At 71.4% G+C, this 14,137-nt stretch carries 13 protein-coding genes; 1 reads left to right on the top strand and 12 read right to left on the bottom strand.

The annotated features are described in order from the left end of the window. Nucleotides 1–14: 14 nt before the first annotated feature. From nuoK to HCR68_RS00225, 12 genes are all read right to left on the bottom strand, one after another. Nucleotides 15–320 carry an NADH-quinone oxidoreductase subunit NuoK gene (gene nuoK, locus HCR68_RS00280; RefSeq protein WP_108833632.1) on the bottom strand — a complete coding sequence of 102 codons (306 nt, stop codon included), beginning with the start codon at nucleotides 318–320 and terminating at the stop codon, nucleotides 15–17. Next, nucleotides 317–1,312 (bottom strand): NADH-quinone oxidoreductase subunit J, encoded by a 996-nt coding sequence (locus tag HCR68_RS00275; protein ID WP_167145094.1) that lies wholly within the window; start codon nucleotides 1,310–1,312, stop codon nucleotides 317–319. Before HCR68_RS00275 ends, nuoK begins: the two co-directional genes overlap by 4 nt. Continuing rightward, nucleotides 1,309–2,019: an NADH-quinone oxidoreductase subunit NuoI gene (gene nuoI / locus HCR68_RS00270; protein WP_167145092.1), complete on the bottom strand. Its 711-nt coding sequence runs from the start codon at nucleotides 2,017–2,019 to the stop codon at nucleotides 1,309–1,311. The genes HCR68_RS00275 and nuoI overlap by 4 nt, the downstream gene beginning before the upstream one ends. Beyond that, nucleotides 2,012–3,634, bottom strand: a complete 1,623-nt coding sequence (gene nuoH, locus HCR68_RS00265) for an NADH-quinone oxidoreductase subunit NuoH (RefSeq protein ID WP_167145090.1) — start codon at nucleotides 3,632–3,634, stop codon at nucleotides 2,012–2,014. The genes nuoI and nuoH overlap by 8 nt, the downstream gene beginning before the upstream one ends. After that, nucleotides 3,631–6,378 (bottom strand): NADH-quinone oxidoreductase subunit G, encoded by a 2,748-nt coding sequence (locus HCR68_RS00260; RefSeq protein ID WP_167145088.1) that lies wholly within the window; start codon nucleotides 6,376–6,378, stop codon nucleotides 3,631–3,633. Before HCR68_RS00260 ends, nuoH begins: the two co-directional genes overlap by 4 nt. Before the next feature lie 3 nt (nucleotides 6,379–6,381). Next, nucleotides 6,382–7,713, bottom strand: a complete 1,332-nt coding sequence (gene nuoF / locus HCR68_RS00255) for an NADH-quinone oxidoreductase subunit NuoF (RefSeq protein WP_167145086.1) — start codon at nucleotides 7,711–7,713, stop codon at nucleotides 6,382–6,384. Next, nucleotides 7,710–8,510 (bottom strand): NADH-quinone oxidoreductase subunit NuoE, encoded by an 801-nt coding sequence (nuoE, locus tag HCR68_RS00250; RefSeq protein ID WP_167145084.1) that lies wholly within the window; start codon nucleotides 8,508–8,510, stop codon nucleotides 7,710–7,712. The genes nuoF and nuoE overlap by 4 nt, the downstream gene beginning before the upstream one ends. Beyond that, a complete protein-coding gene (locus HCR68_RS00245; protein ID WP_167145082.1) occupies nucleotides 8,510–9,898 on the bottom strand; it encodes an NADH-quinone oxidoreductase subunit D in 1,389 nt (462 codons plus the stop codon). The genes nuoE and HCR68_RS00245 overlap by 1 nt, the downstream gene beginning before the upstream one ends. Continuing rightward, nucleotides 9,898–10,683 carry an NADH-quinone oxidoreductase subunit C gene (locus HCR68_RS00240; protein ID WP_167145080.1) on the bottom strand — a complete coding sequence of 262 codons (786 nt, stop codon included), beginning with the start codon at nucleotides 10,681–10,683 and terminating at the stop codon, nucleotides 9,898–9,900. The genes HCR68_RS00245 and HCR68_RS00240 overlap by 1 nt, the downstream gene beginning before the upstream one ends. Beyond that, nucleotides 10,680–11,294 (bottom strand): NADH-quinone oxidoreductase subunit B, encoded by a 615-nt coding sequence (locus tag HCR68_RS00235; RefSeq protein WP_208320461.1) that lies wholly within the window; start codon nucleotides 11,292–11,294, stop codon nucleotides 10,680–10,682. The genes HCR68_RS00240 and HCR68_RS00235 overlap by 4 nt, the downstream gene beginning before the upstream one ends. A 100-nt stretch (nucleotides 11,295–11,394) precedes the next feature. After that, nucleotides 11,395–11,754, bottom strand: a complete 360-nt coding sequence (gene ndhC, locus HCR68_RS00230; protein WP_167145078.1) for an NADH-quinone oxidoreductase subunit A — start codon at nucleotides 11,752–11,754, stop codon at nucleotides 11,395–11,397. Beyond that, nucleotides 11,751–13,052, bottom strand: coding sequence for a geranylgeranyl reductase family protein (locus HCR68_RS00225; RefSeq protein ID WP_167145076.1), 1,302 nt, complete (start codon nucleotides 13,050–13,052; stop codon nucleotides 11,751–11,753). Before HCR68_RS00225 ends, ndhC begins: the two co-directional genes overlap by 4 nt. A gap of 342 nt (nucleotides 13,053–13,394) precedes the next feature. On the opposite strand from HCR68_RS00225, the gene HCR68_RS00220 reads away from it, so the two are divergent. Further along, the gene (locus HCR68_RS00220) at nucleotides 13,395–14,120 is read left to right on the top strand and encodes a demethylmenaquinone methyltransferase (RefSeq protein WP_167145074.1); all 726 of its coding nucleotides are present in this window, start codon (nucleotides 13,395–13,397) and stop codon (nucleotides 14,118–14,120) included. The last annotated feature ends 17 nt before the right edge of the window (nucleotides 14,121–14,137 follow it).

Below are 14,137 nucleotides of genomic sequence, written 5' to 3'. Positions count from 1 at the left end.
GGTGGCCTCTCCCCTCAGTTCTTGAGCAGGTTCTCGTCGTCGACCGACGTGGACCTGCGGGTGCGGAAGATGGATACGACGATGCTCAGCCCCACCACGACCTCGGCGGCGGCCACCACCATGACGAAGAAGGCGAAGACCTGGCCGGTGAGGTTGCCGTGGATCCGGGAGAAGGTCACCAGCACGAGGTTGACGGCGTTGAGCATGAGCTCAACGCCCATGAGCTCGATGATGGCGTTGCGGCGCAGCAGCACCGTGAGCGCCCCCAGGGTGAACAGGACCCCGGCCAGGATGATGTAGACGGCGATGGGGAGACTCACTTCTCCTCCTTGTGCTCGGAGTCGTCATCGTCGCCGAGGACGGGCTGCGTGACGGCGGGGGCGGCGGCGCCGGGCATGGCCGGCATCCCGGAGCGGCCGGTGCGCTGGGAGCCGACGTCCCCGACGCCGCCGACACTGTCCTGGCGGGCCACGATCCGCCCCGAGCGCTGGGCCAGGCCCATCTCCGGGGAGACGTCGGACAGCTCCAGGCCCTGGCCGCGGGCCCGCAGGACCCGGGGCACGGACTCCTCGACGGCCTCGCCGTCGGCGCCCAGGGCCGGGGCGGCGGCGGAGTTGGTGGAGGCGTAGACGCCGGGCATCGGCTTCTGCCCGGGGTGGACGCCCTTGGAGGCGTAGGCCTGCATCTTGCCCGCGGCCACGCGGCGCTGGCTGAGCCGGGCCCGGATGCGCTGGCGGTGGGTGAGGGTCAGGGCGCCGACGGCGGCGATGATGAGCAGGACGGCGGTCAGCTCCATGGTGACGACGTGGTCGTTGTAGAGGGTGACGGCCAGCAGGTCGGGGGCGGCCTTGGCGCCGTCGCTGAGCCCGGCCGGGGTCGGCAGGGCGGTGCGCCACACGGCGGCGCCCAGCACCCCGGCCAGCCCCAGGCCCAGGAGGATGAGGACCGGGCGTCTCATGACCGAGCCGGCGGCCCCCACCGGCTCGTCGCCGCCGACGCCCACGAGCATGATGACGAAGAGCACGAGGGTCATGACGGCGCCGGTGTAGACCACGACCTGGGTGATGCCCATGAAGGGCGACTCATTGACGATGTAGAGGACGGCCAACGAGATCACGATGCCGATCATGTTGATGGCGGCGGTCACGGCCCGCTTGGCGGTCAGGACGCCGATGCCGCAGGCCACGGTGACCAGGGCGACGACGCCGAACACGATGGTCTCCCCCAGCCCCAGGCGACCATCGCCGGTCAGCGCGGCCGGGACAGCGGCGGGGGCGGCGGCTGATGCGGCCGGCAGCAGGAGGGCGCTCATCGCACGGCCCCCTTGACGGTCTGCCTCGTGCCCCAGCCGGAGGCGGTGGAGGCGGCCTTGGCGCGGGCGCCGGCCAGGCTGGGATCATCGGGCCGGTGGGTGCGCACCCAGTCGATCTGGGCCTGGGTGGAGCCGGTGACCCGGCCGCGGTAGTAGTCGCCGTCCTCGGTGTCCTCGACCATGGGGTGGGGGGCGGCGACGGCGCCGTCGGGCACGGGGGCCAGCAGGTCCTCCTTCTCGTAGATGAGGCCCTCGCGGCCGGGGCCGACGAGCTCATCGAAGTCGGTGGACATGGTCAGGGCCCGGGTGGGGCAGGCCTCGATGCACATGCCGCAGAAGATGCAGCGCAGGTAGTTGATCTGGTAGACGCGCCCGTAGCGCTCACCGGGCGAGTACTGGGCGCCGGGCTCGTTGGAGGCCGCCTCGACGTAGATCGCGTCGGCGGGGCAGGCCCAGGCGCACAGCTCGCAGCCGATGCACTTCTCCAGGCCGTCGTCGTAGCGGTTGAGCCGGTGGCGGCCGTGGTAGCGGGGCATCACCTGGGCGGGCTCGAAGGGGTACTGCTCGGTGACCACCGGGCGGAACATCGAGGAGATGGTGACCCCGTAACCGGCCACGGGCGCGAAGGCCCGGGCCAGGGCGGAGGGAGCGTCGCGCAGCCAGTCGTCGTGCTGGGAGCCCCGGGAACGGTGCGGGCGATCAGTCATCTTTTCCCTCCTGGGGTGCCTCAGTGGCTTTGTCGCTGGCCTGGTCGGCCTTGAGGCCAAGGGTGAAGGTGGGCAGGGCGGTGGCCGCGTCCGCGCCGGTGCGGGCCGGGGCGGACGTATCAGCACCGGAGGAGTCGGGAGACCCGGCGGAGGCGGCGGAATCGACGGCATCGTCGGCGTCGTCGGACTCGTCGTCACCGTGGTCCAGGAGGCCGACGGCGGCCGCCGGACCGTCCTCGAAGCCCTCGAATCCGTCGGAGTCATCGGCCAGGGCGGCGCGTCGGGCGCGCGGCGAGGGCGGCAGGGACTCGCCCGGCAGCGGCGGGACGGGGAAGCCCTCGAGGAAGGCGACGTGGTCGTCGTCGGCGCTCATGATCTCGACGTCGTCGCCCTCCTCGTCCTCGTACTCGTCATCGTCGTAGAGCTCCTCCTCGTCCTCCTTGTCGGGGATGAGGAAGAGGATGAGCATGATGACGCAGAAGACGACGGCCAGCGGCAGCAGGAGGGCCTGCACGGAGGCGCCGGAGAAGGTGCGGAAGGCGCGCACGACCGCGACCAGCACGAACCACACCAGGGAGACCGGGATGAGGACCTTCCAGCCCAGCTTCATGAAGTGGTCGTAGCGGATGCGCACCAGGGTGCCTCGGGTCCAGACCATGAAGAACATGACCGCCCAGACCTTGCCGATGAACCACAGCATCGGCCACCAGCCGGAGTTGGCGCCCTCCCAGAACAGGCTGAGGATCGTCGAGCGCCAGCCGCCCAGGAACAGGGTGACGCACACGGCCGAGACGTTGAACATGTTGATGTACTCGGCCAGGAAGTACCAGGCGAACTTCATCGAGGAGTACTCGACCATGTGTCCGGCGACGAGCTCGCCCTCGGCCTCGGGCAGGTCGAAGGGGAGGCGGTTGACCTCGCCGATCATGGAGATGACGTAGATGATGAAGCTGGGCAGCATCGCCACGGCCCACCAGATCCGCTGCTGGGCGCTGACGATCCCGGAGGTGGACATGGTTCCCGAGGCCAGGAAGACCGTGAGGATGGACAGGCTCATGCTCAGCTCGTAGGAGATGACCTGCGCGGCGGAGCGCACGGCGCCGAAGAGCGGGTAGGTGGAGTGGGTGGACCAGCCGCCCAGGATGATGCCGTAGACGCCGAAGGCGGTGATGGCCAGGATGTAGAGGACCGCCACGGGGAAGTCGGTCAGCTGCAGGGGCGTGGAGTGGCCGAAGATGCTCACCTGCGGCCCGAAGGGGATGACCGCGTAGACCATGAAGGCGCTGAAGGCGGCGATGAGCGGGGCCAGGAGGTAGATGATCTTCTCGGCCCCCTTGAGCCAGAAGTCCTCCTTCATGATGAGCTTGCCGGCGTCGGCGACCGCCTGGAGCAGTCCGAGCGGTCCGTTGACGTTGGGGCCCAGGCGGGTCTGCATGCGGGCCAGGCCGCGGCGCTCCACCCACAGGGCCATCATGACGCTGACGATGAGGAAGGCGACGATGAAGACGGCCTTGATGAGGGTCAGCCACCAGGTCTCGGCGGAGAAGTCGGCGACCACGCCCCCGTTGGAGACGGCGTCGTCGGCGGCTGCCTGAGCCGCGTGGATCGGGTTCACCTCAGTACCTCCGCTGCGTGGGTCACGGTGACCCGGGAGCCGTGGCCGGCGCCCAGGGTCTGGTGGACGGTGGATCCGGCCGAGCACTCGGGCAGCCACACGGTTCCGTCACTGACGCCGCCGACGACGGCCGGCAGGGTGATCGACCCGGTGGCGGTCGAGACGGTCACCTCATCGCCGCCGGCCAGTGACAGGCGCTGGGCGAGGTCGGCGCCCACCTTGGCGACGGGGCGCAGGGCGGTGGCGGCCAGGAAGGGCTCGCCGTCCTGGAGGCGTCCGGCGTCGAGCATGGGCTTGTGGGTGGTCAGGCGAGCCTCCAAGCCGCCGACGACGATGGCCGCCTCGGCGCCGGGCGTCGGGGCGCGGCCGAAGGCGACCGGCATGCGCTGGCCGCGCCACAGGCCCAGGGCGGCGAGCTGCTCGTGCAGGGTGACCAGGTCGTCGACCTGGAGGTCGACGCCCATCTCGTCGGCGAGCATCCCCAGGACCTGGCGGTCGGTGCGGGCACGCGAGACGTGGGCCTGGCCGAAGGGCCGCACGCGCCCCTCCCAGTTGACGAAGGTGCCGTTCTTCTCCACGGCCGGGGCCACGGGCAGGACGACGTCGGCGTGCTCGCTGACCTCGCTGCGGCGCACCTCGAGCTGGACGGTGAAGCCGCTGGCGGCCATGGCCGCGCGGGCCAGGCCCGGGTCCGGGAAGTCGCGCAGGTCGATGCCGCCGACGACGGCGCCGGCGAGGGTGCCGTCCAGGAGGGCCGAGAGGATCCCGGTGGTGTCACGACCCAGCGACGTGGGCAGGTGGTGCTCGGGGCCCATGTTCCAGGCCCGCTCGACCTGGGACCGGGCCTCGGGGTCGGCCACGGGGCGCCCGCCGGGCAGCAGGCCGGGCAGCAGCCCCGCCTCGATGCCGCCGCGCTCGCCGCTGCGCCGCGGGACCCAGGCCAGCAGGGCGCCGGTGGCGGTGGCCAGGGCGTCGGCGACGCTGAGCAGGCCGGGCACGCGGGCGGCGCGCTCGCCGACGAGGATGGTGGCGCCGTCGGCCCGCAGGGCCTCCACGAGGGCGGGGTGGGTCTGGCTGAGGTGGGCGACGACGCGGGCCTCCTCCCCGGGCGGGGTGAGGACGGCCTGGGCGGAGAGCTTGCGGCTGCCGGCGCTCAGGCAGGTGGTCACCGTGGCCACGTTGACGCCGCCGGCGCGCACGCCCTTGCGCAGGCGCAGGAACAGCGAGCCGCACTCGTCCTCGGGCTCCAGGCCCAGGAGCAGGACCTGGCCGGCCGTCTCCAGGTGGCGGTAGGTGACGGCGCCCAGGCCGGTGCCGGCCACCCGGGCGGCCAGGAAGGTGTCCTCCTCCAGGCTGTGGGTGCGCACGCGCTGGTCGATGTCGTTGGTGCCCAGGACGGTGCGGGCGAAGCGGGACCAGGCCCAGGCGTCCTCCAGGGTGAGGCGGCCGCCGGGCAGGAGCCCCACTCCCCCGTCGGAGGCGGCGCGGGCCAATCCCCGGGCGGCGACGTCCAGGGCATCGGACCAGGAGGTGGTGACGAGCTCGCCGGTATCCTCGTCGCGCACGAGCGGCACGGTGAGGCGGTCGGGCTGGGAGGACCAGGTGAAGGCGAAGCGGTCCTTGTCGGTGATCCACTCCTCGTTGACCTCGGGGTCGTTGCCGGCCAGGTGGCGCAGGACGACGCCGCGGCGCATGTCGACGCGGATGGCCGAGCCGGAGGCGTCGTGCTCGGTGACGGAGTCGGTGGAGACCAGGTCCATGGGACGGGCCCGGAAGCGGTACCTCGCCGAGGTCAGGGCGCCCACGGGGCAGATCTGGATGATGTTGCCGGAGAAGTAGGAGGCGAAGGGCCGCCCGGAGACGTCGAGGTCCTCGCGTCCGGCACCCAGGTCGGGTCCGTAGTCGGTGCCGTCGGAGGCGCCGGGCTCGCCGCCGGGGCCGGTCAGGTCGCCCAGGGCGCTCAGGGAGGGCACGCCGCGGATCGTCTGGAGGTCGGCGTCGATCGACTGCTCGGCGGAGCCGGTGGAGAAGTCCAGGACGCGGGCGTCGAAGCGCCCGATCTGCTCGGAGTACAGGCCGCCGGCGTGCTCGGGGTGGCCGTCCATGTCGTAGGAGGGGTGGCCGCCGCCGCGTCCCTGGAGGGCGATGAAGGGGTCGCCGGGGATCTGGTCGGCGAAGCGCACGCAGCGCTGGCACAGGATGCAGCGGTCGCGGTCCAGCAGGATATTGCTGGTCAGGCGCAGCGGCTTGGGGAAGGTGCGCTTGACGTCGGTGAAGCGGGTGGCGGACTGGGCGCCGGAGGCCATGAGCTCCAGGGCCTGGTTCTGCAGGGGGCACTCGCCGCCCTTGTCACACACGGGGCAGTCCAGCGGGTGGTTGATGAGGAGGAACTCCATGGTGCCGGCCTGGGCCTTGGCGGCGACCTCGCTGGTGGCCTGGGTGGAGATCTCCATGCCCTCCATGGCGGTCATGGCGCAGGAGGGCTGGGGCTTGGGCATGGGCCGCACGACGCCGTCGCGCCCGGGCATGGCCACCTCCACCAGGCACTGGCGGCAGTTGGCCGACGGCGCGAGCAGCGGGTGGTCGCAGAAGCGCGGGATGCGCACCCCGACCTGCTCGGCGGCGCGGATGAGGAGGGTGCCCTTCTCGACCTCGACGGGAAGCCCGTCGATGGTCATGTGGACCATCTCGGGGGCCGGCGGCCCGGCCGGCGCGGGGCTCTTTGTGGTCGTCTCAGCAGTCATGGCTCACCGTGCGCTTTCGAAGACGGAGGAGGCGGCGTAGGGGAAGAGCTCGCCGGCGGCGGCGGTGTAGCCGGCCTCGAACTCCTCGCGGAACCGCTTGATGCCGGTCAGGACCGGGGTGGCCGAGGCGTCGCCCAGGGCGCAGAAGGAGCGCCCGGCGATGTTGGAGGCGATGGACTCGAGCTTCTCGACGTCGCCGGGCAGCCCGCGCCCGGCCTCCAGGCGCAGCATGATCTGGCGCATCCAGTAGGTGCCCTCGCGGCAGGGGGTGCACTTGCCGCAGGACTCGTGCTGGTAGAACTCGGTCCAGCGGGTGACCACGCGCACCACGGAGACGGTCTCGTCGAAGACCTGCAGGGCGCGGGTTCCCAGCATGGAGCCGGCCTCGGCCACGGACTCGTAGTCCAGGGGGACGTCGAGCTCGTCGGGGCCGAAGATCGGCGTCGAGGAGCCTCCCGGCACCCAGAACTTCAACTCGTGGCCCGCTCGGATGCCTCCGGAGAGCTCGATGAGCTCGCGCATCGTGATGCCGAAGGGGGCCTCGTACTGGCCGGGGTGGGCCACGTGCCCGGAGACGGAGAAGATGCCGTGGCCCTTGGACTTCTCGGTGCCCATGGCGGAATACCACTGGGCGCCGCGGGCCAGGATCGCGGGGACCGAGGCGATGGTCTCGACGTTGTTGACCACCGTGGGCCGGGCGTAGAGGCCGGCGACGGCGGGGAAGGGAGGCTTGAGGCGGGGGTGGCCGCGGCGGCCCTCCAGGGAGTCCAGCAGGGCGGTCTCCTCGCCGCAGATGTAGGCGCCGGCCCCCGCGTGGGCGGTGATGCGCAGGCGCTGCTGGCCGTCCAGGCCGAAGCCGGTGTCCAGCAGGCCGGACTCGGTGGCCTCGCGCACGGCCCTGAGCAGGCGGCGGTAGACGTGGGGGACCTCGCCGCGCAGGTAGACGAAGGCGTGGTCGCCGCCGATGGCCCGCGAGGTGATGGCGATGCCCTCGATGAGCGCCTGGGGGTTGGACATGATCGTGGGGATGTCCTTGCAGGTGCCCGGCTCGGACTCGTCGGCGTTGACCACGAGGTAGCGCGGGCCGCCGTCGACCGGGGGCAGGAAGGACCACTTCAGGCCGGTGGGGAACCCGGCGCCGCCGCGTCCGCGCAGGCCGGAGTCCTTGATGAGGGTGATGAGCTCCTCGGGGCTGAGGGCCTTGGCGCGCTTGAGGCCCTCGTAGCCGCCGTGGTCGAGGTAGGACCGCAGGGTCCAGGAGCGCTCCTGGTCCCACAGGTCGCTCAGGACCGGGGTGAGGGTGCCCGGCGCGGTGTAGGTGGCGGTGGCGCTCACTTGCTCTCCTCCTTGGGCGCGGTCCAGCCCTGCTCGCGGGCGATGCGCAGGCCCCGCAGGGTCGGCTCGCCGGGGCCGCGTCCCTCGTCGGTGCGGCCGTCCTCGAAGCCGGCGAGCAGGCGCTCGTTCTCACGGAAGGTGGGCACGGTCTCGGGGCCCCGGGTGGGGGCGACGTCCTCGCCTCGCTCGAGGGCCTCGATCATGGCGACGGCGGAGTCGGGGGTCTGGTTGTCGAAGAACTCCCAGTTGACCATGACGACGGGGGCGTAGTCGCAGGCGGCGTTGCACTCGATGCGCTCGAGGCTGATGGTGCCGTCCTCACTGGTCTCCTCGGCGCCCAGTCCGGCGTGCTCGGTGACGGCGGCCCAGATCTCGTCCCCGCCCATGACGGCGCACAGGGCGTTGGTGCACACGCCCACGTGGTAGGCGCCGGCCGGGTGGCGGCGGAACTGGCTGTAGAAGGTGGCCACGGCGCTGACCTCGGCGCGCTCCAGGCCCAGCCGGGCGGCGCACAGGGCGATGCCGGCCGGCGAGACGTATCCGTCCACGGACTGGATGAGGTGGAGCATCGGGATGAGGGCGCTGCGCTCCCTGCCCGACGGATAGCGGGCGATGATCCGCTCGATGTCGACCTGGAGGCCCTGGGCGACGTCGGGGCTGTAGCCGGCTGCGACGGCGGCGGCCGCCACGGTGCCCACCGGGCCCACGGCGCTGACGGTGGCGATGGTCTCGACGGCGGGGTTGACGGCCGGCGCTGCCGGGCCGGCCGGGGTGACTGCGTTATCGGTGGTGCTCATCAGCGGTCCACGCCTCCCAGGACGGGGTCGATGGAGGCCAGGGTGGGCACGAGGTCGGCGATCATGCCGCCCTCGCCCATCAGGGCCAGCGACTGCAGGTTGGAGAATGAGGGGTCGCGGAAGTGGACCCGGTAGGGGCGGGTGCCGCCGTCGGAGACGGCGTGGATGCCCAGGACCCCCTTGGCGTGCTCCACGGTCTGGTAGACCTGGCCGGCCGGGACCCGGAAGCCCTGGGTCACCAGCTTGAAGTGGTGGATGAGGGACTCCATGGACGAGCCCATGATCTCGCGCACGTGCTCCAGGGACTGGCCCTGCCCGTCGGTGGCGATGGCCATGCGGGCGGGCCAGGCGATGGTCGGGTCGGCCACCATCGTGGCGTTGGAGGGGTCCTCGCCACGGGCGGAGATCTCCTCGAGGCGGTCCAGGCACTGGGAGACGATCTTGAGCGACTCGTAGGACTCGTCCAGCCGGAGCCGCAGGCGGTTGTAGCAGTCGGAGACCTTGTAGGTGGGCACGCGGAAGTCGTAGGTCTCGTAGCCGCAGTAGGGCTTGGTGCGGCGGATGTCCAGGGGGTAGCCGGCGGCGCGCAGGCACGGGCCGCTCAGCCCCAGGGCGAGCCCGCCGGCCAGGCTGATCTCGCCCACGCCGATGAAGCGGGACTTGAGGATCGGGTTCTCCAGGAGCAGCAGCTCGAGCTCGTGGATGTCGTGCTTGATGTCGGGCATGACCGAGCGCACGAACTCGGTGAAGCCCTCGGGGATGTCCTGGGCCAGGCCCCCGGGGCGGACGTAGGCGTGGTTCATGCGCAGCCCGGAGACCATCTCGAAGGCCTTGAGGATGTTCTCGCGGCAGCGGAAGGCGATGGTCATGAGCGTGGTGCCGCCCATCTCGTTGCCCCCGGTGCCCACGGCCACGACGTGGGAGGCGATGCGGTTGAGCTCCATGAGCAGCACGCGGGTGACGGTGGCCTTCTCGGGGACGTCGTCGGTGATGCCCAGGAGCTTCTCGACGGCCAGCGCATAGCCGACCTCCTGGAAGAAGGGGGCCACGTAGTCCATGCGGGTCACGAAGGTCTCGCCCTGGACCCAGGTGCGGTACTCCATGTTCTTCTCGATACCGGTGTGCAGGTAGCCGGTACCGACGCGGACCTCGGTGACGACCTCGCCGTCGGCCTCCAGGACCAGGCGCAGCACGCCGTGGGTGGAGGGGTGGACCGGGCCCATGTTGAGCACGATGCGGTCGTTGCGCAGGCGGTCGGCCTCGTCGCGCTCGGCGATCCGGGCGACGACGTCGTCCCAGTCCCCGCCGCTGACGGTGAACTGCTCGAGGCCCTCGGACAGGTCGTCGGTGGCGGGGCCGGAGGCGCGGAAGGTGCGGGTGGTGCTCATCAGCGGTAGGACCTCCGGGTGTCGGCGGGCGGGGTCTGGGCTCCCTTGTACTCGACGGGGATGCCGCCCAGCGGGTAGTCCTTGCGCTGGGGGTGGCCCACCCAGTCGTCGGGCATGGCGGTGCGCGTCAGGTGGGGGTGACCGTCGAAGACGATGCCCATGAGGTCCCAGGTCTCGCGCTCGTGCCAGTCGTTGCCGGGGTAGACCGAGACGATGGAGGGCACGTGCGGGTCCGAGACGGGGCAGGCGACCTCCAGGCGCAGCTGGCGCCCGCCGTGGGTCAGGCTCATGAGCTCGATGCAGGCGTGCAGCTCGCGGCCGGCCAGCTGGGGGTAGTGGACGCCGCTGACGCCCAGGCACAACTCGAAGCGCAGGTCCTGGTCGTCGCGCAGGGGGCGCACGACGTCGAGCAGGTGCTCGCGGGCGATGAACAGCGTGAGCTCGTCGTGCTCGATGACGACCTTCTCGATGGCGGCGGCCGGGTCGACCCCGGCGGCCTGGAGGTCCTCGATGAGGGCGTCGACGACGCCGTCGAACCAGCTGCCGTAGGGGCGCACGGCGGCCGGCGCGAGAGTGACGACGCTGCGGTGCTCGCCGTATCCGGTGGTGTCGCCGGCGTCGGCGGCGCCGAACTGGCCGGTGGGGGCGGCGATGACCTCCAGACGCAGCTCTGGGCGCACGGGGGTGCCGGCGACCTCGGGGACGGCGGGAACGGCCGAGACCTCGGGGATCTCGGGCAGGGCGCCCGGGCCGGAGGCGTTCGCCGGGGCGTTCTTCTCACTCATGCCAGCTGGCCCTTCATCTCATGGGTGGGGGTGGCCGACAGGGCGGCGGCCTCGACGGCGCGGGCGATCTCCTCGCGGTGCTTGAACAGCGGCTTCCTCTCGATCTGGCGGGTGAGCTCGAGCATGGCGTTGAGCAGCATCTCGGGGCGGGGCGGGCAGCCGGGCAGGTAGATGTCCACCGGGACGATGTGGTCGCAACCCTGGACCACGGCGTAGTTGTTGAAGATGCCGCCCGAGGAGGCGCAGGCGCCCATGGAGATGACCCACTTGGGCTCGGGCATGGAGTCGTAGACGTTGCGCACGATCGGGGCCATCTTGTGCGAGACGCGCCCCGAGACGATCATGACGTCGGCGTGGCGCGGGGAGGCGCGGAAGACCTCCCAGCCGAAGCGGGCCATGTCGAAGCGGGGGGTGCCGGCGGCCATCATCTCGATGGCGCAGCAGGCCAGGCCCATGGTGACGGGCCACATGGAGCGGGCCTGGGCCAGGCCGGCGAGCTTCTCGACGGTGGTCAGCAGGAAGCCGGGGCTGTCCACCTCGGCGGCAGCGGCCGCGTAGGGGTCGTTGCGCTTGGAGGGGATGGACGCCATGAAGGCGTTGTGCTTTTTCATGCTCTTCACTGCTGTGTACTCCTTGAGATCATCCTTGAGATCATGGGGCCGCCCGGAGCCCGTGGGTCCCGTCGTGGCCGTCTCGCGCTCGATCCTGTTCTCAGTCCCAGTCCAGGCCGCCGCGACGCCACTCCAGGATGTAGGGCACGGTGATGAGGCCGATGAACAGGACGGCGGCGCCCAGCCCGAAGAACCCCAGACGTCCGAAGGCCGTGGCCCAGGGATAGAGGAAGACCACCTCGACGTCGAAGATGATGAAGGTCATGCCCACCAGGTAGAAGGAGACGGGGAAGCGTCCGTGCTCGGTGTTGGCGGGGGTCGGGTCGATGCCGCACTCGTAGTTGGCGACCTTGACCCGGTTGCGCCGGGCGGGACTGACGATGGCGCTCAGGGCCAGACCGCCGATGGCGACCACGAGGGCCAGCGCGGCCATGATGAGCAGGGAGGCGTAGGGGTTCATGCTTCCGGCACCATCCTTGTCAGGAGCTGGATGAAGTGGTCGATTCCGTCGCCGCCGCGGCGCTCCCAGCCGTCGGACAGGAGCTTGGTGACGAGCTTCATGAGGCGCTTGCGCGGCAGCCCGTAGCGGGTGCACAGGCGCATGACCTCGGGGTGCTCGATGAGGGCGACGAAGACGCGGCCGAGCGTGTAGTAGCCGCCCATCTCGGCGCTGAGGGCCTTGGGGTACTGGGCCAGGACCTGCTCGCGGCCCGAGGTCGTCGTGCGCGCGGCGGCCTGGGCGGCGGCCTGGGCGGCGAGGCGACCGGACATGAGGGCCTGGGCGATGCCCTCGCCGTTGAAGGGCGAGACCATGCCGCCGGCGTCCCCGAGCAGCATGAGGCCGTCGGCGTAGTGGGGCTTGCGGTTGAAGGCCATGGGCAGGGCGGCGCTGACCAGGCCGCCGACCTGGTTGTCCTTGGTGAAGCCCCAGGAGGCCGGGACGTTGTCCATCCAGCGGTTGAACACGGCGCGGTAGTCGATGGCGGTGGCCGAGGCTCGCGAGGAGACCGACCCGAGGCCGACGTTGACCAGCCCCTCCCCCACGGACCAGATCCACCCGTATCCGGGCAGGAGGTCGGACTGGCCGGGCTTGCCGTCCCACAGCTCGAGGCGGGACTCCATCCAGGCGTCCTTGGCGCGCGGGGAGCGGAAGTAGGCGCGCACGGCCACCCCCATGGGGCGGCGCTCGTTCTTGGTTCGCCCGACGGCGGTGGCCAGGCGGGCCGAGACTCCTCCGGCGTCGATGACCAGCGGCGCGGTGAAGGTGGTGGGGCCCTCGATACCGGGGTAGGCGACCCGGTTGGTGGGGCGGGCCTCGACGCCGGTGACCCGGCCGGTGGGCGAGGTGACGGGGCCGGTGACGGTCACGCCGGTGAGCAGGCGGGCGCCGGCCGCGGCGGCATGCTCGGCCAGGTCCCGGTCGAGCAGGGCGCGCGGGCGGGCCATCCCGTAGGAGGGGAAGGAGGCCTGCTCGGGCCAGGGGAAGTGGAGGAGGTGACCGCCTCCGATGACGCGCAGGCCGCGGTTGCGCTGCCAGCCGGAGGTGTCCACGCCCATGGAGACGAGCTCGCGCACGGCTGAGGGGGTCAGGCCGTCGCCGCAGACCTTGTCCCGGCCGAGCTCCTGCTTCTCCAGGAGGATGACGTCGAGGCCGAGTGTGGCCATGTGGAAGGCTGCCGAGGAGCCGGCCGGGCCGGCGCCGACGACGACGACGTCGGCCGTGGTGGAGGCGCTGGACTGGGCGGCCGCCTGAGTCACTCGGGCTCCCCTCCTCGGTACATCTGGTACGGCAGGTGTTGTCATAGGCATCACAGTTGGCACCGTAATGCAGGCCCGCGCTCGTCGGAGCCTGTGCCGACTGTACCCAGGGGGCGAATGCCTCCTGGACGCATGCGCCCACGGGACCACTGACCAGGGGTTTTCGTTGCTGTCACGGCATTGCCCGAGCGATGCCGCACAGAACCGGGAGCCTGCGCCTCCCCAGAATTACGCTGCAAGTGAGTGACGAATTTCAACATTGTCGGACGGGACCTGGGTCCTAGGCCGTCACTGCAGCTCCGCAGCATCCGGTTCCGGCCGCGATTTGCGATGATGATCCCCATGAGCCGATCCCCTCTTCGAGCCACCCTCGCCAAGGACCCCCGCGAGGTCGCCGGGATGTTCGACGCCGTCGCGCGCCGCTACGACCTGTCCAATGACGTGATGAGCCTGTTCCAGGTGCACATGTGGCGCCGGGTGACACGCGCCGCCGTCGCCGCCGGGCCGGGGGTGCGGGTCCTGGACCTGGCGGCGGGGACCGGCACCTCCTCGGTGGAGTACGCGGCCGACGGCGCCGAGGTCGTGGCCTGCGACTTCTCCACCGGCATGGTGGCCGAGGGCAAGCGCCGCCACCCCGAGATCGCCTTCGTGGCCGGGGACGCCACGTCCCTGCCCTTCGCGGACGGGACCTTCGACGTCGTCACCATCTCCTATGGGCTGCGCAACGTGCAGGACACGGCCCGGGCGCTGGCGGAGATGCACCGGGTGACTCGCCCGGGCGGACGGATCGTCATCGCGGAGTTCTCCACCCCGGTCTCCGCGGTCTTCCGCCGCATGTACCGCTTCTACCTGGGCAGCGCCCTGCCTGCCGCGGCCCGCCTGGTCTCGTCGAACACCGAGGCCTATGACTACCTGGGTGAGTCGATCCTGGCCTGGCCGGACCAGAAGGGGCTGGCCGACCTCATGCACGGGGCCGGTTGGCGCTCCGTGGGATACAAGAACCTCTCCGGCGGGATCGTCGCCGTCCACCGGGCCACTCGCGCCGCGCGCCCTGGGCTTGAGCGCTGAGAGCCACGGGAGCTGAC

It is taken from the genome of Actinomyces sp. ZJ308, from assembly GCF_011752065.1.
Taxonomy (GTDB): Bacteria; Actinomycetota; Actinomycetes; order Actinomycetales; family Actinomycetaceae; genus Actinomyces.
Note: the sequence above shows the minus strand (reverse complement) of the source record. Positions and strands in the feature narration are given on the sequence as shown.